At 51.7% G+C, this 18,448-nt stretch carries 13 protein-coding genes and 1 tRNA gene; 9 read left to right on the top strand and 5 right to left on the bottom strand.

What is annotated here, in order from left to right:
- Positions 1-377: 377 nt before the first annotated feature.
- The gene (locus tag ACYVBJ_RS26855) at positions 378-1,916 is read left to right on the top strand and encodes a family 43 glycosylhydrolase (RefSeq protein ID WP_460985376.1); all 1,539 of its coding nucleotides are present in this window, start codon (positions 378-380) and stop codon (positions 1,914-1,916) included.
- Positions 1,917-1,976: 60 nt separating this feature from the next.
- On the opposite strand, the gene ACYVBJ_RS26850 is transcribed toward ACYVBJ_RS26855, so the two are convergent.
- The gene (locus ACYVBJ_RS26850; RefSeq protein ID WP_460985375.1) at positions 1,977-2,204 is read right to left on the bottom strand and encodes a hypothetical protein; all 228 of its coding nucleotides are present in this window, start codon (positions 2,202-2,204) and stop codon (positions 1,977-1,979) included.
- 340 nt (positions 2,205-2,544) lie between these two features.
- Here ACYVBJ_RS26850 and ACYVBJ_RS26845 point away from each other — a divergent pair, with 340 nt between their 5' ends.
- Both ACYVBJ_RS26845 and ACYVBJ_RS26840 read left to right on the top strand, forming a co-directional pair.
- Positions 2,545-3,147: a YceI family protein gene (locus tag ACYVBJ_RS26845; RefSeq protein WP_460985374.1), complete on the top strand. Its 603-nt coding sequence runs from the start codon at positions 2,545-2,547 to the stop codon at positions 3,145-3,147.
- Positions 3,148-3,419: 272 nt separating this feature from the next.
- A complete protein-coding gene (locus ACYVBJ_RS26840) occupies positions 3,420-3,998 on the top strand; it encodes a DUF308 domain-containing protein (protein WP_460985373.1) in 579 nt (192 codons plus the stop codon).
- Positions 3,999-4,082: 84 nt separating this feature from the next.
- Here the strand turns inward: ACYVBJ_RS26840 and ACYVBJ_RS26835 are convergent, their stop codons facing one another.
- The 3 genes from ACYVBJ_RS26835 to ACYVBJ_RS26825 form a co-directional block, all read right to left on the bottom strand.
- Positions 4,083-5,555 (bottom strand): TonB-dependent receptor, encoded by a 1,473-nt coding sequence (locus ACYVBJ_RS26835; RefSeq protein ID WP_460985372.1) that lies wholly within the window; start codon positions 5,553-5,555, stop codon positions 4,083-4,085.
- Positions 5,556-5,762: 207 nt separating this feature from the next.
- Positions 5,763-7,226, bottom strand: coding sequence for a S41 family peptidase (locus ACYVBJ_RS26830; protein WP_460985371.1), 1,464 nt, complete (start codon positions 7,224-7,226; stop codon positions 5,763-5,765).
- Positions 7,227-7,340: 114 nt separating this feature from the next.
- Entirely contained in the window at positions 7,341-7,694 is a 354-nt protein-coding gene (locus ACYVBJ_RS26825) for a YraN family protein (protein ID WP_460985370.1), read from the bottom strand.
- A gap of 115 nt (positions 7,695-7,809) precedes the next feature.
- Here ACYVBJ_RS26825 and lipB point away from each other — a divergent pair, with 115 nt between their 5' ends.
- The 5 genes from lipB (at position 7,810) to ACYVBJ_RS26800 (ending at position 12,637) form a co-directional block, all read left to right on the top strand.
- Positions 7,810-8,556: a lipoyl(octanoyl) transferase LipB gene (gene lipB / locus ACYVBJ_RS26820; RefSeq protein ID WP_460985369.1), complete on the top strand. Its 747-nt coding sequence runs from the start codon at positions 7,810-7,812 to the stop codon at positions 8,554-8,556.
- A gap of 71 nt (positions 8,557-8,627) precedes the next feature.
- Positions 8,628-9,032 (top strand): hypothetical protein, encoded by a 405-nt coding sequence (locus ACYVBJ_RS26815; RefSeq protein ID WP_460985368.1) that lies wholly within the window; start codon positions 8,628-8,630, stop codon positions 9,030-9,032.
- Between the two features lie 35 nt (positions 9,033-9,067).
- Positions 9,068-9,805 (top strand): 3'-5' exonuclease, encoded by a 738-nt coding sequence (locus ACYVBJ_RS26810; protein WP_460985367.1) that lies wholly within the window; start codon positions 9,068-9,070, stop codon positions 9,803-9,805.
- 73 nt (positions 9,806-9,878) lie between these two features.
- Positions 9,879-12,410 carry a ribonuclease R gene (rnr, locus tag ACYVBJ_RS26805; protein WP_460985366.1) on the top strand — a complete coding sequence of 844 codons (2,532 nt, stop codon included), beginning with the start codon at positions 9,879-9,881 and terminating at the stop codon, positions 12,408-12,410.
- Positions 12,411-12,565: 155 nt separating this feature from the next.
- A tRNA-Arg gene (locus ACYVBJ_RS26800) sits at positions 12,566-12,637 on the top strand.
- A 201-nt stretch (positions 12,638-12,838) separates the two neighbouring features.
- Here ACYVBJ_RS26800 and ACYVBJ_RS26795 read toward each other — a convergent pair.
- Complete coding sequence (locus ACYVBJ_RS26795) at positions 12,839-15,172, bottom strand: immunoglobulin domain-containing protein (protein ID WP_460985365.1); 2,334 nt, start codon at positions 15,170-15,172, stop codon at positions 12,839-12,841.
- Between the two features lie 157 nt (positions 15,173-15,329).
- On the opposite strand from ACYVBJ_RS26795, the gene ACYVBJ_RS26790 reads away from it, so the two are divergent.
- Positions 15,330-18,407 carry a hybrid sensor histidine kinase/response regulator gene (locus tag ACYVBJ_RS26790; protein ID WP_460985364.1) on the top strand — a complete coding sequence of 1,026 codons (3,078 nt, stop codon included), beginning with the start codon at positions 15,330-15,332 and terminating at the stop codon, positions 18,405-18,407.
- Positions 18,408-18,448 lie beyond the last annotated feature (41 nt).

Here is an 18,448-nt window from a genome sequence, read left to right as displayed (position 1 = left end):
TACATTCACGTTATAGATAAACCTAACCTGTTTAGAGCCTGCAATATACTAAGTACAAGCGGTGTTTTCCACGAATTCGACCTATCGGTCACGTAAACAGGACTAATACCGACGTTTTCAGCAACTACGTAACGTCCTGATTGGATGTAGTACGTAAAAATGTTTATTCGTAAAACAGTAGGTTTACAGTCGCGGGCCCCGTCCGCGAAAGCCTTTTGATAAACGGATCAGTAAGTGGCTCCGGCTATCTCGTTATATATGAACTCCAGGAACAGAAAACCAGCGGTGTATTTTATTAACCCGGTTTATTGGCAGGGCGTTCTGCCGCCTGAGCCGATAACGCTTACCGGTACTGCCGATATAGCCAACGTACTCGTATGACCTACTTTCGAATTATATTGTATTACACCGTAGCGGGCCTGATGGCCTGGGGCTGTAGAAGTTCAACTCCAGCGGGCGCGAACACCGCCCGTAATCAGATTGCCACACCCGTGCTGGTCATGCCGGGCGATTATCCCGATCCATCGGTGACTAAGATCGGAAATATATACTGGGCTACAGCTACCTCGTCGAACTGGTTTCCGGCTTATCCATTACTTAAATCAACGGATCTGGTGAACTGGCAGACGACGGGCTTCGTATTCAGCAAAAAACCAGACTGGGCCGATTATTACTTCTGGGCACCGGAGCTAACGTATGACAACGGCCGGGTCTATGTCTACTACACCGCTCACAAAAAGGGCGGCAACCTGTGCGTGGCGGTAGCCAGCGCCGACAAACCTGAAGGACCCTACCGCGATCATGGACCGTTGGTCTGCGAAGCCGACGGGTCAATTGATGCGTTTCCTATGCGCGATGAAACCGGCAAATTGTACCTGATCTGGAAGGAAGACGGCAATAGCGTCGGAAAGCCAACGCCAATCTGGGCGCAGCCGATGAACGAAGAACGTACCGCCTTGACCGACGAGAAACGTGAACTGTTCCGGAATGATGCACCCTGGGAAGCGAACCTGGTCGAAGGCGTATCGATCATAAAACACCAGAATTACTATTACGCGTTTTACGCAGCTGCGGGCTGTTGCGGACCGGGCTGTACCTACGCGACCGGCATTGCCCGCGCTAAGAACTTGCTCGGTCCCTGGGAAAAGTACAGCAAAAATCCCATCATGACGGCCGATGCAATCTGGAAATGCCCTGGTCATGGTACGCCTGTCGAACGAAACGGACGTAACTATTTTCTTTACCACGCCTATAATAAAGAAGAGGACGTTCACGTAGGCAGACAGACTTTACTGCGCGAATTTCGCTTCACGGACGATGACTGGCTGGCTTTCGAGGGAACTGCTCAGCCGGTTTCAACTGCACAACCTACCGTGCAGGAGGAGTTTAACGATAATACCTTGTCAACCGCCTGGAACTGGTCTGTTTTCCATCAGCCGACGGTCTCCGTGCAGAATGGACTGTTGCGGTTAATGGCCCAGCCTGATAAAATTGGCGAGTACATAGCGCACCGCACAACGGCGGGCAACTATACGGCCCAGACAACCATACGCCGGCAAATCTCTACTGCCGAAGCGGGGCTGGCTTTAATTGGTGATGACGATAACGCTGTGGGCATATCCCTCGCAAACGGACAAACAACCGTCTGGAAGCGCGAGAAAGGCGTTGATCAGAAGCTGGCTACGGCGAACGTAGTGACCGGGGAAACCATAACGCTGCGTTCAACCGTGAAGAATGGAAAAACCATTTCGTTTGCTTACAGCGTAGACGGAAAACCGTTTGTCTCTGTGGACACCAGCCCTATTGATGGCTCTTTTCTGCCACCCTGGGACCGGGCCGTACGCGTCGGTTTAACCGCAAAAGGCAATCGTGAACAGGCCGCCTTATTCGATGCGTTCACCATAACGTCTGAGTAAATACAAGTAGAGAAAAGTCTGCGTCCGGCATTACGTATCGGAGCAACACCTGCTGACGACCTATTTGCAGGTCGTCACTACCGTCAGGCTGGCATTGGTAAAGCTGTTAGCAGTTGTGAAAGCCGCTATCTCATCATCTCCGCATACCTTTTGTTCGTTCCGGTTTACCTGGCCCGTCGGTCCGTAGGTGAGCGTTTCGCAGCTTTTGCAGTTCTTTTTCTTAAACACTCCGCCTTCGCAGGAGGCCAGCACAAGTACGGCTACGGCCGCTGTCCCTAAATGTTTCATACGTGTCTTGTTGCTCTGGCAACACTGGTGAACGGTTGTATAACTGAATCCAATACAGAGTGTTGGGTCATTCGTGACTTCGAGTACGTATACTACAATGCGGGTATTTCGTACTAATAGTGAATAGCCGATTGGGGTAACTACTTAGGCTATGTATTTGAGCGGATTTGCCGTTTTATGTGAGTACTTACCCTCGTCCATGTATTGGCATTAAGCAGGCTGATTCGTCTGTTCAGTGAAATAAAATTGGCATTCAGCGCGCTTGGCTTGCATATAATTAATAATCAAGACAGTTTTACAGAAGCTTGTCGTATACAGTTAACCAAAACCTAAGTAGTTCATGAAGCGAGTATTTTTTACAGTTGCTATTGCGTTGGCTTCGTTCGCAACGTATGCTCAAACCACCTGGGGCATGGATAAAGCCCACTCTAAACTTGGGTTTACCGTTACCCACCTGGCCCTGACGGAAGTAGATGGTAATTTCAAAACGTTCGACGCAAAAGTAACGGCTACCAAGCCTGATCTGTCGGATGCTATATTTGAACTCACGGCGGATGTAAACAGCATCAGTACGGATAACGAACGGCGCGACAATCACCTGAAGAGTCCTGACTTTTTCGATGCCGCTAAATACCCAACCATTACGTTCAGGAGTAAATCGTTCCAGAAAGTAGAGGGTAAAAAATACAAAATCATGGGCGATCTGACCATGCATGGCGTAACCAAGCCCGTTACGCTCGATGCGGTCATGAACGGTCCGGTAACGATGGAGAACCCACGCGGTAAACAGGAGAAAGCTGGTTTCAAAATCGCCGGTACATTAAAACGCTCTGATTTCGGCGTCGGCTCTTCGTCGACTGTCGTGGTGAGCGATGAAGTTGAAATCAAAGCCAACGGTGAATTCGCCAAGCAGGATCAGGCCGTATCTGAAGTGAAAAAGTAGATACGTTCGTTTCGATAACGGAGCCCGCTGACAAGTAGTTTAGGCTACAGTCAGCGGGCTTTTTATTGATAACTGTCGTGAGAGTGTTAATGTGGGTTATGAGCAAAAGTTGCCGTCGAGAAAACGCGCATCAGCTTTTGATTCACCACATAATCTGTCACGCACGTTGTTTACTCACTGTTCATCTCGCCATTTCGGCTACAATTAAACAAACGTCTTTTTCTATAGGTTAACAATCATATTAACAGCGTACACTCAACTTACTCAACGATATGGCACATACTCATTCGGCTCCACGCTGGTGGCTTTTACTAGTTAGGGGCGTTCTGTACATTCTGATCGGCGCATTCATGTTTGTGTTTGCGAGTTCGTATACCGCGCAATCGGGGCATATTATCGGCGTGCTGGCCATTCTGGCCGGGGTTTGCCAACTTGCCTTTTCATTCACAAATCGGGGCACGGAGAGTAACAACATGTGGGGCATCCTGCACGGAGTTGCCGATTTAGGCTTTGGTATTGCCATGTTCATCTATTCGCAAGGCACTATCAAAGGATTTGTCGATGTTCTGGGCTTCTGGGCCATGATGTACGCCTTCTTACAGGCGGTACAGGCTATGTATGCGTTCCTGTCGGCGCGTGGCGGTACAGGCGTTAATCTGCCCAGCGTTCTGGTTCACTTTGCCAACGTACTGATCGCGGGTGGCTTAACCTTTACGTTGCTACTACGTCCGGCGGGCTTTGACTCGACACTTGGTTACGTCGGCGTTTTTCCAATTATTCTGGGGGCGCTGATTATTGTGTTGACTCAGCAAATGCGGGCGCAGGCCGATCGGGCGTCGTATCAGCACTAATCAGACCAGTTTAGTCAATAAAAAAGCCACAGCGATCTGTGGCTTTTTTGGTATTTGTTACATCATACAGAAACCATTGGCGTGTTAGGTTCCGCTGGCAATCTGTTCTTCCTGTTGTTGCCGAACCTGCTGCCCAATCGATACGTACTCGACCTCGCAGGGATAGCCAAACAGGCAGTTATCTTTGATCTGCCGGGCCACGCGTTCCGGTACCATCTGCTCCCAGCCATCCTCCCCCTGTTGAATCATCTCCAGAACATGATCGGTTGAGATGTGCAGATTCTGTTCGTTATAATCCGTAATGTCCTCGATCTTATCGTTCCGCACGAGGTATTGGAACAGCGGCTCCAGCGTCGGCGGCAACTCGAATTCGTTGCAGGTGTAGATGCTGCCGTTTTTCAGCGTCGGATATACGAACAGCTTCACTTTTCGGCTGAACAACGTAGCAAACGACTCCAGAATGCCCCCCGGCAGAAACTCGTAGTGACCCTCTTCAAAGATGTATTCCAGATTCGGAATGCCGACAATCAGGCCGATTTTCAGACGGGTTAGCCGCGCCAGATACGCCACCAGCTTATAATACTCCAGGTAATTGGAAATCATAACCGTCTGGCCCATCGAACACAGAATATCGACCCGATCCAGAAAATCTTTCTCGTCGATTCCCTGATCGTTGGCTTTCAGGTTGTGGAGCGTTAACTCAGCCATCGATATAACCCGGCTTGCGTCAACGTCTGATTCCACTTTGAATTGTTTGATGCCATTCTCGATCATGTCCATCTGAACGTTGGTGACCGGACGTAACCGTCCGCGCATGACCAGAATGTGCTTTTTGTATAGGGCTTCCGACGGTTGTAATACCTGACCATCGGGACCGAACAGGGCGGCATCCGTAAATCCGTTTTTGACCAGGTGCAGGCTCATCAGCCGGTTGTCGACGTCCGAAAAGTCGGGACCGTTGAACCGAATCATGTCAATCTGAATGCGCTCGGGTGCCAGATCATCCATGAGCGAGAGCACGAGCGTTTCCGGTGATTTGGCGTAATAGTAGCAACCGTAAATCAGGTTGACGCCAATAATGCCGAGCGCCTGTTGCTGCAGGATGTTCTCGTTGTCGAGCATCCGAACGTGGATGATCACATCGTTGTAACCGGCCTGCGGATTCAACTGAAAGCGACAGCCAATCCAGCCGTGCGCATCGTTCGTTTTCTGGTAGTTCAGGGCAACAACGGTGTTCGCAAACGCAAAGAAAGTTGTGTCGGAGCCGCGTTTCTCGGCCAGCCGTTTCTCCAGTAAGCTGTATTCTTTGGTGAGCATTTTCACCAGTCTCGATTCCACTACGTAACGCCCGCTTTCTTCGACACCATAGATGGAGTCGCTGAACGTCATATCGTAGGCTGACATCGTTTTGGCGATGGTACCCGAAGAGCCACCCGCCTTAAAAAACATCGCAGCCGTTTCCTGACCCGCGCCAATCTCGGCAAACGAACCGTAGATTTTCCGGTCAAGATTAATCCGTAATGCTTTTTGTTTTGTGCCAATATTCTTCTCGTACATGATCTTGGCGGCTTGCTGATGCTAAATATACAGACCAAACAAGACAAAACTCGTGCCTGTCTGTCTTTTCAACATCGGTTGTTGATGGGTTGTTTCCGGAATGTTGACCAGCATTTTCGGAAAGAGTTTAATCGTCTGGTAAAAGTCCAGAAAACTCAAAAGGCAGTTATATAACTGCCTTTTGAGTTTTCTCGTAACGCAAGGCTGTTAATGACTTACACCCGGTGCATCGGCAAACATGTTACCACCGGCGGCCTTGCGATCGAGCGAGGAGCCGACACCCGGCAAGGCGTCGATCACGGTTGGAGCTGCCCGGCGGGCCGTACGCGAGCCGGTGATCTGACCGATGGCCTCGCTGAGTAAAGTCTCATTGATGTCGCCAAACGCTTTCATGCCGATGATCGGCTCCGTCACTTCAACGGATGGGGTAAATCCACCGGCATAATCGGTAAAGCCGTCGGCGTTGGCCGACTTAAACGTAAGGGGCTGCATACCCCATTTGATACGTCCCGATTTGTCGGAGATCGTGATTGAGCCAACGTTTTTGCCGATCGTTTTCAGACCAATCGTCGTCACGGTCATATAGGGGCGGAGGCCATTGATGATCAGCTCACTGGCGGAGGCCGTGCTCCCCGTAGTCAGGACATAGACCCGGTTCAGGTTCGCGCCGATATTGTTTGGCTTGCTCACAAAGTGCTGCGTATTCCAGTTCGGACCGTACCGCTGATTATAATCGGCCGTAACGGTATTGTTCCACTTCTGTGCGTAATACACCTTCGAGGCATCAACGTTTTTGCCGATCAGGCTAGCCAGTTTGGTCGATGAGCTAACGTAGCCACCCCGGTTGTAGCGCAAATCCAGAACCAGTTCGGTAACCCCTTTCTGCTTGAATTGGCCGAAGATGTTATCGAGCTTACCATCATATTCGTTGGCAGTACTGCCATTGGCACCCGGTATAAACTGGTTATACACCACATACCCGATGGTTTTGCCGCCAATAGTATATGTAGTATCCAGCAGAACGGGGTCTTCCTGAAACACCACAGCCATCACTTGTTTCGTCTGCGCATTATCAACTACGGCTCCATTGGCCAGCGACGCCATGCCAAACGTTATGACGTCACCGGAGAGCAGATCCTGGTAGTTGGTAGCAGTCATCGGCTGACCGTTAACTTTCGTGAAGATGTCGCCCCGCTTTAGACCGGCCTGAGCCGCCGGTGAGCCGGGCAGGACGTATAGAACGGAGCCGATAACGTTCGCTCTGGTCTGATCCCGGTAAAATAGTTTATACTCCATACCGGTCGTTTTCGACTGGCCGCTCAAAGACGCCTGCAACTCCTGAGCGCTTTCCTGAATCCAGGAGAACCGGTCCCGGTCAGGATTGGCGGTGTTTGTATAATCGTAGAGCAGGGACTTAAAGAAGTTATCGGGTGTTAATGACTTATCTGGATTCGTCGGAAGCTTGTCGTTCCAGAGATAATAGTAATTCATGTTGGCCAGAATCCAATCGTTCACTTCCTGCGTGGTTACTGGGCCGGAGGTCACGGTCGACGAAATACCCGCCGTTGTGGGGGAAGGAGTGACGTCTGTTTCTTTCTTGCAGGAAGACATCAAAAAAGCACCTGAAACGGCTAAAAGCAGCGCCTGACGTAGGGCACTTAGTTTTCTCATAGATAGTTGTTGAAGAGCAGCTTAACTGTGCTAATAAATAACGAAAAACGGCCGGAAATAATTTACCAGAAGACCGTTAAAGGTCTAGTTTGTTTCAATATTCGTCAACAAAACTCAGGCAAAGGCGTCTTCGATGTGCTTCACCCGAAACTCGTTATGTCGCATAGTGATCGCGATAATATCAAAGCGCAGATCGAACAGCCAGTTGTTCGCAAATACGTAGTGCTCGGCCGCTCGCATGACCAATTTTGCTTTCGTATACGAGACAAACTCTTCGGGGTTGCCAAAGGATAGGTTGGTGCGGGTCTTAACTTCAACAAATACCAGCAGCTTGCCCTTCCTGGCGATCAGGTCAATTTCGGCGTGCTGATGGCGGTAGTTACGGGCTACTATTTCGTAGCCGTTGTCCTGAAGGTACCGAACGGCATGGTCTTCGCCTTGCCTGCCGGTTTCGTTGTGCTGGGCCATGGATGGTATGGATTACAGGTTACGGATCGAACGAAAGCCGCCGTTCTCATTGTTATCAATAGAATGCGGTTTGCCCAGGGTAAGGCGTTCGATCAGTAAAACAAGGCATAGTCAGGTGAATAAACAAGTAGAGGTGCGGCAGTTAGGTATGGTCGAGTACCAGGCCGCCTGGGATGAACAGGAGCGACTGTTCGCGCAGATCGTAGCGCAGAAGCTCCAGAATCGAACCACCAGCGTGGGCGATCAGCAGATGACGCCGAACTACCTGCTGTTTTGCGAACATCCGCACGTATATACGCTTGGCACCAGCGGCCATAAAGACAATCTGCTGATTGACGAAGAGCGGCTGGCCCGCGAATACGGCGCTACGTTCTTTAAGATCCGGCGCGGGGGCGACATTACGTACCACGGGCCGGGGCAACTGGTCGGTTATCCGATTCTGGATCTGGATAACTTTTTTACGGATATCCATCAGTATATGCGATTTCTGGAGGAAAGTATCATCCTGACACTGGCTGATTATGGCCTTCGGGCGGGGCGCATCGACGGGTTGACGGGCGTTTGGCTCGGCCACGACGATACGCAGCCGGACGGTCCGGCCCGCAAGATCTGCGCGATGGGCGTTAAAGCCAGTCGTTGGGTAACAATGCACGGATTTGCGTTGAACGTCAACACAGATTTGCGTTATTTTAACCATATTGTCCCCTGTGGCATCACCGACAAGGCCGTTACGTCACTGGCAGCCGAATTAGGTTGGGAGGTTCCACTCGGTGAAGTAGCCGAACGGGTACAACGGCACCTGGCGGAGTTGTTTGCGATGGAGTTAATTCAGGAGATTGACACGCAGCGTGTGTTGCGTTAAGATCGTCACAGCCACCTGCCCTGTGCAGCGGGCAACGAAGTCTGACCACGCTGCGTCATATACGTACAGGAATGAAAAAAGACATTAATTTTTTGCCCGTTGAGGGCGTACAGATTGTGATTGCCCGTAAGGAGAATATAGCTGGCGGCTACGACTGGCAGGTGTACCTCATTAACCAGAATAGCGTATCGATCAAGACGGTATTTGTTACGTCGAAAGGCTATGGCCTGAAAGACGAGGAAGAACAGAAAACATCCACACTTCGACACTTTTTCGTGGAAGTACAGCCCGGAGCGCACGAGATCGTGGAAACGATTATGTCCGATGTTTTCCATTTGAACAACGAGTACTGGGTTAGTTATTTTATTGATGATCAGATTTTTGACAAGAAGTTTATCTTCGTGCCTGACAGCATTGTCGAAGAAAATCTTGTGACTGTTCCTGCCTTGGGACTGGAGGGGATTTTGCACGAGTAAGTGTCGCGGAGCGTCCGCCTGTTCGCTTAAAGCCTATGCCGCAAACCGTATCCTGGAAACGTCGACTTAAGAACGTTCTGTTTATTGACCTCAAGACAGTGGCCGGTGCGCCGTCGCTGTTATCGGTCGATCCGCGTTTACAACGGCAATGGGAAGAAAAAATCCGTCATTTCAAGAGCGAAGATGAGGTGTCGGCGGCTGGTTGGTACGACCGTCGGGCATCGTTTTACGCCGAATTCGGCAAAATTATTTCGATCGGGGTGGGCGGCCTGTTCTTTAACGAAGGCGATCAGCCCCGGCTGAAAGTAAAGATTTTGAGTAACGATGATGAGGAAGCTCTGCTTACCGATTTCCTGACCATCGTTAACCGCTACCCACCCGGCGAGCTAACCTTTTGTGCGCACAACGGAAAAGAATTTGATTATCCGTACCTGTGCCGACGGTTGATGGTGAATGGTCTGCCGCTGCCACCCTCTTTGCAAATATCGGGGAAGAAACCCTGGGAGATTCTCCATAAAGACACTCTCGAATACTGGCAGTTTGGCGATAAACGCCATTTTGTGCCGCTCGATCTGCTGGCCGCCGTGCTGAACGTACCGACGCGGCCGCTGGAATGGATGGGGGACCGCACCAGCGAAGTCTATTACCGCGAACACGACTGGGCACGTATTGAACAGTACGCCCGTGACTCAGTGGTGATGCTGGTACAGGTGTACCTGCGCATGGTAGGCGCTCCGCTCGTAGCCGACGAGCATATTGTTATGAGCGATTGATCAACTGCACTAAACTCTTGCTCGATTAATCGCTTTCATAGAAACCACGGGTTAACGCCCGTGAACAAGAAGAATGAGAAACGGAAAACCGAAACAAAATAAATATAACCGGCCTGGAGGGCCCCGGCCCGCCGGGACTGGCCAGTCGTCGCCGACACGCTCTCGTGAGAAAGGGCTTGAAAAACAGAATAAGTCTGGATATGGTCGTTCTGTCCAGCAGGCCAATCCAGGCCGGGCCGATTCGTTCCTGGACGAGATGAAAAACGACCTGATGGCGTTTTTTCAGATTAACAGCGAGCAGTCATTCACGCAGGACGAAGTGCTCGATCATTTTGGCACCAGTGACCGGCGAATGAAACTGATCATGCACGGGCTCATCGGTGAGCTGACCGACGAGGGCTCCCTGGTTCGTTTGCCCAATGGCAGCTACCGGGCCGATGCCGACGCCAATGTGGTGGAAGGCGTTGTCGATCACGTCAACTCGCGCTTTGCGTTCGTCGTACCGGCTACCGCAAACGGGATTCGGGGTGACCGCGATGACGACATCTGGGTATCAACCGAAGACCTGAACGGAGCCGTGGATGGCGACCGCGTGAGCGTTGTCCGATTTGCCGATTCCCGGAATGGATCGGGCGGACGTTCCCGGCGGAGGATCGAAGGCAAAGTAGCCAATGTTATCGAACGGGGACGTACCGAACTGGTGGGGCGCATTGAAGTGTGGCCGACCTATGGCTTCGTGATTGCCGATAGCAAAAAGATCTACGAAGACATTTTTATTCCGAAGGAAAAGCTGGGTGGTGCAAACGACGGCGAAAAGGTCATTGTCCGGCTAACCAAATATCCGCAGCCAAATAGTAACAAACAGCAGTTCGAAGGCGAAGTGGTTACGGTGCTGGGCGTAGCGGGTCAGAATAATACCGAAATGCACGCTATTCTGGCTGAGTTTGGCTTGCCCATTCACTTCCCGGAAGACGTAGAGCGGGAGGCTGAAGCCATTTCGACCGACATTCCGGAAACCGAAATTGCCAACCGGCGCGACATGCGTGATGTGACTACGTTCACCATCGACCCCGTTGATGCCAAGGACTTTGATGATGCCCTGTCGGTGCAGATTTTAGATAATGGTAACTACCAGATTGGGGTTCACATTGCCGACGTAACGCACTACGTAGTGCCAGGCTCGAAGCTGGAAAGTGAAGCTTACAGCCGAGCTACGTCGGTGTATCTGGTCGATCGGGTTGTGCCGATGCTGCCCGAGAAACTGTCGAATGGTCTGTGTTCGCTACGTCCAAACGAAGATAAGCTGACGTTTTCGGCCGTTTTCGAAATGACGCCGGATGCGCACATTGCGAAAGAATGGTTCGGGCGGACGGTCATCCACTCAAACCGGCGCTTTTCGTACGAAGAAGCGCAGGATATTCTGAACAACAGCAACGGTGATTATCTGGCGGAACTACAGTTACTGAATGAACTGGCCTATAAACTGCGCGATGAGCGGTTTAAGCACGGTGCCATCAATTTCGAAACGGTTGAGGTGCGGTTCAAGCTGGATGAAGATGGAACTCCCATCGCCGTGTTTCCCAAGATTCGGCAGGATACTAACAAACTCATCGAAGAATTCATGCTGCTGGCCAACAAGCGGGTAGCGGAGTTTGTGCATTCGTTGTCGAAGAAAGGCAAGGGACGCTCGGCCGACGGTGAGGAAAATACGATGGTCTACCGAGTCCACGAAGGGCCGGACGATGACAAACTACGTGGCTTCGCTGATTTTGCCCGTCGACTGGGCTACAAGCTTAACGTTGACGATGAGCATCTGTCAAGTTCGATGAACCGCTTCATGGAAAGCATTGAAGGCAAACCCGAAGCGAATATGTTGCAGCAACTGGCGGTACGTACTATGTCGAAAGCGCGGTACAGCACCGAAGACCTGGGCCACTTTGGGCTGGCGTTCCGGCGGTATTCGCACTTTACGTCGCCCATTCGGCGCTATCCCGACATGATGGCGCATCGACTGCTGCAACACTATCTCGATCATGGTAAACCCGCCGATCGCGAAGAATACGAAGAGCGCTGTCGGCATTCATCGGAGCGCGAACGGATGGCGGCTGAAGCGGAACGGGCCAGTATTAAGTACAAGCAGGTCGAATTCATGAGCCGCATGCCGCACGACCGCACCTTTGAAGGTGTTATCTCCGGCGTTACCGAATTTGGTTTCTTCGTCGAGATTACAGAGAACAGTTGCGAAGGACTCGTGCGGATGCAGGATTTGAGCGACGATTATTACGAATTCGACAAAGACAATTATCGGATCATCGGGCAGCGCACCAAGAAGATGTACACGTTTGGCGACCAGGTTGAGGTGCGGGTGAAAGAAACCAATCTCAGCCGCCGGAGTATGGATTTCGCCCTGGTTGGTGATAAAGCCGCCAGACGCCAGGCCGATGATGAGTTCTCAGGCCGCTCCGGTCGGCGTGACAGTCAGCGGGGTTCGAGATCGGCTAAAACAAACAGTGCCTCCTCTTCACGGCGGGGGAGTAGTTCGAGCCGTCGTGATGCCCCTGCGGCAAAGGGTGAGAACCGACGCGGTGGTCGCGGACGACGGTAAGCGATCAAGTCAGGGCCCATTGAACCACAGGTAGTTCGATGGGCCGTCGGCGTATATGCGGTGTTGTTAGCCGCAAATCTTAAAGACAGACTTGTGTTTTAGGTCCAGAATCCGCTATATTTGCACCGCGTTTAGGGGACGCCCCAAACGGAATCGCTCCCGTAGTTCAATGGATAGAATTATGGTTTCCGGTACCATCGATAGGGGTTCGAATCCCTTCGGGAGCACAGAGTATATAAAAAGGCTAATCAGGATTAGAGTCAATATGGCTCAAAATCAACTGATTAGCCTTTTTTCTTTATGCCGGAAAAATAATATCGTCAACCATCCGTCTATTACCCAAACAAGCTCACCGATTCAAAACCAAATAAACCCAGTACTGAAAATACCGGGTTTATTTGGTTTTGAATCGATTTGAGAGAATCTTGTTAAGGCTTAACCACCTTCACGCTTTGCCGTTGGGCGGGTAGCCCGTTTCTGGCTTCGCTGATCACCTGCAACAGATACATCCCGCTGGCCTGACTGCTCATGTCCCACTCAAGCACTTGCAGAGCTTCGGCCTGCTGCCAGTGCTGCTGACGTATCGGCTTACCGCTCACATTAATCAGTTCTACCTGCAACGAGTGCCCTGCCGCTCCCCGTACCACCGCCCTAAGTCGGTCCTGCTGGATGGGGTTAGGTGCCAGCTCGACCTGTAAAGGTGTTTCAAGTTGGGCCACTTCACGAGCCCGGCAACTAGCGTCCACCGTTAAGCGGTAGGGCCCGTACACCTTTATCGCATTGGAGCGGTCAGTGACTTTCAGATAGAAGTTACCTTGGGTATTGCTCTGGGCGTTAATCAACGTTAGGCTGCTAGTCGCCGTACCTCTGAAGAGCTGGGGCGTCTCCATAAGTTTAGGGGTGGTCAAACTATTCTTGTACCACTCGTAGCGGATGGGATCTCCCTCCACCGCTACGTTGATCACGGTCGTTCCACCCCGGCAGACAGTAGGGTTGTTGCCCCCAGGTACAGTGGTAGAAGTTATGGTTGAACAGCCGTTGTCCTGCCGAATTACCGTCACCGAGTACACCCCCGCCGTGGTTACCAGCGCCTTGTTGCTACTGCCTTGTTGAGAAGCACCGTTGCTGAACGTATAGCTGTAGCTTCCGCTTGGGGTAGCCGTTGCAGTGAGTGTCACGCTGGTGTTGGTAAAAGACAAGGGGCCGGTATTGGTCAGACTAATACTAGGGCTTATCGTGCTACTTGTTACCTCGGCAGTGGCCGTGGATGAACAGCCACTTGTCGTAGTCAGCGTCACCGAGTAGAGCCCGCCTTGAGTGGCAGTTGCCGTGCTGGCGGACCCGGTCTGGTTTAGGCCGGGCCCCACAAAGGTGTAGCTGCCCTGGTCGGGGGAAGTGGCTACTAGGCTGACGCTGAGTTGGCTACAGGTAAGTGGTCCGGTAGCGCTCAGACTCACGCTGGGAGTAGGGTTAACGCTCAGGTTAAAGGCGGTGGAGGTGAGGCTGGTAACCGAGTTGCTGACAACGACCCGGTACATTCCTGTATCGACCGTCTGCGCACTAGGTAGCGTCAGGGTAGCCGAGGTCTGACTGCTCAACAGGGTGTTGTCTCGATACCAGGCATAACTACGGGCAGGGCCAGTGGCAGAGACGGTAACCGTTATTGTAGACCCAGCACAGACAGTAGAGCCGCTAGACAGCGGAGAGACGATTGAAGTCGGACAGCGGTCTTCTATCTCTTCTCTGGAGTTGCAGCCAGTATTATTGGACGAGATTCTTACTGTACCCGGCGGGTTTGCCAAGTAGCGACAGAAAATCTCAATGTTACATTGGCTTAGGTCATCGTTGTTCTCAATCCTCAGATTGCCCCCAATGCTGGTCAGGCTGCTTAGGGCAGATATACTGGTTAAATCGTTGCTTATAATCGTAAGATTTCCCCCAATACGAGTTAAATTCTCTAACCCTGACAAATTGTTCATAGAGCCATTTCTGGAGAGCGACAGATCGCCTTCAATGCTAGTCAGGCCCCTTAAGCCGCTCAAGTCACTCAGGTCAGAATCATCAATGACCAGATTTGAAAGGCTAGTTAGCTTCTCCAGACCCGCTAAACTGCTTATAGGGGTGTTACGAATGCTTAAGCTTCCGAGACTAGTTAAGCTGCTTGAGCCCGTTACGCTGCTGAGTACCCCGTTAAATGCGATATCGAGGTTTCCCGCTCTTGTTAACTTTTCCAACCCGTCCAGGCTACTCAGTTGATTGTTATTAGCAACATACAATTTGCCCTCAACGCTGGTTAGATTACTCAAGCCACTCAGGTTAATTAAGTTGTCGTTGTTATCTATATATAGTCCCCCAACGGTGACTAGTGTTTCAAGTCCTGCCAGGTTACTCAGTAGCAGGTTTTTCTCGATGTCTAATCTTAGTCCAACACTGCTCAGGCTACGTAAGCCTGTCAGACTGCCCAGTGACTCATTATCTACAATGTCTAGACTCCCCCCGATCGTTTGTAAGGCTCCCAACGCTGTCAAACTGGTGATGTCCGTTCCGCTAATTGTGAGAGAGCCACTGAAGTTAATACAGGATGCGGGGAATTGATCGACCTGTTGCTGGCTTGATAACGCAATATCTCCGATTGGACATTGGGCCTGAATCCGATATAAGCATGTACACAGTAGTAATAGGGTGTGTAACAGCCGAGCGGTTTGCGGTAAAGGCAGTACCATTACTCGGATGGGCGACCCAGTGCGTAGAGTTGATTTCATGAACATTTAATGAGTTAGATTGTGGGGCAAACCTAAGCAGGCCGATAGGTCAAAGTCTATCACAAATGTTCCATTTTTTGTACTATTGTTCCATTTTGCTGCCTGCCAGCAACTTTGTATCTTCGTTGCCACCTTTGGTTGTCAATTGAAATTGGTTTTGCGTATACTTCTGTTGTGGCTGGTTTTGCAGGCAACATCCTCGCAGGCTCAGCAGGTGATGCCTCGCCTTGTTGGGAAATTTGCCGTTCCCCCTACCCTCAACTTCAATACGGTAGGCGCTACTCAGGACGCCCGGGGGAATCTGTGGTTTGCTACCAATGATGGTGTCGTGCGCTTCGATGGCCATCAGTTTAAAGCGTACCACGATCCGGTGCTGCGTCAGGGCGACGACTACTTCCACGTAGTGCCCTCGCCCGATGGGCGCATCTGGTGCAAACTGGGCCGGGGCAGTGCGCTGTCGTATATCGACCCTACGCTGGATCGGATCGTGCGCATTCCGGATTCAACCCGCTTAGTACGGGAGTACCTGTCGCAGTGGCGGAGCAACTACGTCTTTGCCGATGCCGGCGCTATGGTGTGGATTGCCCTGCGTCGGCGGGGGCTGATCCGCTTCAATCCCCGTACCTACGCCGTTGAGAAAATATTCGATCAGCCCGACGAAGCCGCCCGCTGGATTACCCAGGATCGCGCCGGAACCATCTGGTTCACGACCAGTAAAGCGGTGTACGCCTATAATCCGACCTCTCGGGCGCTGAAACGCTACCGCAATGAGCTAGGCTCCCCGAATCGAAATAAATCGGTTCCGTCGGACCAGGTGTTTGGAATTGGCATTCACGCTCGGCCCGATGGTACCATTCTCGTAGGTTTGAGCGATGAGGTAGACGTAATTCACCCGGCTACGGGGCAGGTGACCCATCTGGAACTTATGCCCAACAAGTTTTATCCGAACCAGATTCCCCTTGACTTCCACGAAGACCCGCAGGGAAATACCTATTTCAGAACCTCGACGACCTGCTACCGATACACCCGTGAGGGAAAGCTGGAGCAACTGGAGTTCGGTGGGCTCTCGGCTCCGGTTTTTCACCTGTTCCCAAGCCGCAACAATCGGCTTTGGGTTACCTCCGGGCAAACCCTGCTGGAATACGACTTAGCGCATATACGTCCGCTACCCGCCTTTAACCTGATCGACGTAGTCGTTAACGGCACCCGGCTGGAAAAATCCAACGATCGTCGGCGGTTCGTCCGTGATTCGCTCGGTCACCCGACGCTGACAGTTCAGGAGGGCGATCTCATTAATATCGATCTGTCTCCCTATATTGACGACGTGACGCGGGCATTCCGGCACCGGCTTGAAGGTTACGACCAGCAGTGGAACGTAATAGAGGAAGCAGCCACTTCGGTTTCGTATCAGTTGTCGGCAGGAACGTATAAGCTGCTGCTCAATCGGTTCATCGTGCCGCATAAGTGGGAAAACGAGGTGTCGCAGCTGACCATACTGGTACGGCCGCCGTTCTGGAAGACTGGCTGGTTTCTCTCGCTTTGTGGTATAATGGTTGCTGGAGTAGGCGTCGTTCTGTTCCGTAGCTGGAAGTTACGTCAGGAGTTAGCCCGTAAGGCTTTCGAAACGGCTACGTTACGCGAACTTGATGAGCTGAAAAGTCGCTTTTTCGCCAACATCACCCATGAGTTTCGGACGCCCCTGACCATCATTCTCAATGCTACTGAACAGTTGGAAACATTTGACTCCCGGAATGTGGAGCGGTCCCGTCTGGAGGCTTCTATTCAACGAAACGCCTGGCAGCTCCTGCGGCTGGTTAACCAAACCCTGGACCTGGACAAGCTGGAGGCCGGTAAGCTTGAGCGTCGGGACCAACTCGGCGATCCATTCGCCTTTGTCGAGCAGGTAGTCGAACAGTTCAGGGGATTGGCTCATCAGAAGCAGATTACGTTGGACTGGGTGTCGACTCCGCTGGCATCGAACGGGGAACTGTTCTTATTTGATGCGGATAAACTCGAAACGATTACCTATAATCTGCTGGCCAATGCCCTCAAGTTTACCCCCGACGGTGGACGAGTAAGCGTTGAGCTAAGCATTGATAATGAACACGAGCTGCAACTGCGGGTAAAAGATACTGGCATCGGTATCCCGTCGGAGGCCTTGCCCAAAATCTTCGAACGCTTTCATCAGGTCGATAATTCGTCTACCCGAAGCTATGCGGGAACAGGCCTGGGGCTGGCTCTGGTCAGTGAACTAACGAAATGGCTGGGAGGATATGTTCAGGTAGACAGCACGCCCGAACTGGGTAGTACCTTTACCGTCACCCTGCCACTACGGTCCAACGCCAGCCCGGACGATACGTTGGTTGTACTGCCAAACCAGAGTCCGGTTAAGTTCACTCCATCGGAATCTTCTTTTCCCGCGAAACCTACCTCCGCTACTGAACAGCCTGACCAGTATATGCAAGACAGGGTGCTTACCCAGCCTCTGGTGCTGGTAGTGGAAGACAATGATGAGTTACGCACTTATATGCAAAGTTATCTGACCACTCACTACCGCATCCTCACGGCGGTCAATGGGCGTTCAGGACTGGAAGTGGCTACTGCCGAAGTGCCTGACCTGATCATCAGTGACGTAATGATGCCTGAGATGGATGGCTATGAACTGGTCAGTCGGCTCAAGGCAGACGAACGTACCAGCCATATCCCCAGTATCCTTTTAACGGCCCGCTCGTCGGCCGACAGTCGGCTGAAAGGCTTAGGAGCCGGGGCCGATGATTATCTGATAAAACCGTTCAGTCTGGAAGAGTTGAGCCTGCGCATACGTAACAACCTGCGTACCCGGCAAAACTGGCAACGGCGGTTGCTTGCTCACAGCGAGCCCGAAGCGACTGAACAAATGGACAGTTCCCCTCTCGACAAAGAAGCGCAGTTTCTGGCCCGGCTGCGTGGGCTCATTCTTGGTCACCTAACCGACGAGAAGGTAGACGTTGACTGGCTGGCTGAGCAGGTACGGATGAGCCGCACCCAGCTCCACCGGAAACTGACGGCGCTGACGGACATGAACACGACCCGATTTATCCACAGCGTTCGACTCAGTAAAGCGATTGAACTTTTACAAACCAGTGAGCTCAATATAGCCCAGGTAGCGCAGTCGGTTGGGTACCGTTCACAGTCGTATTTCAGCAAAGTGTTTCAGGAACACTATGGCTACGCGCCAATGAAGCTGAAAAATTAACTCAGATGACTACGTCTCGATACGTAGTCCGTTGAGCTGCA

Source organism: Spirosoma fluminis, assembly GCF_054778895.1.
The sequence above is the reverse complement of the archived record's forward strand: the minus strand, read 5'-3'. Positions and strand labels throughout refer to the sequence as shown.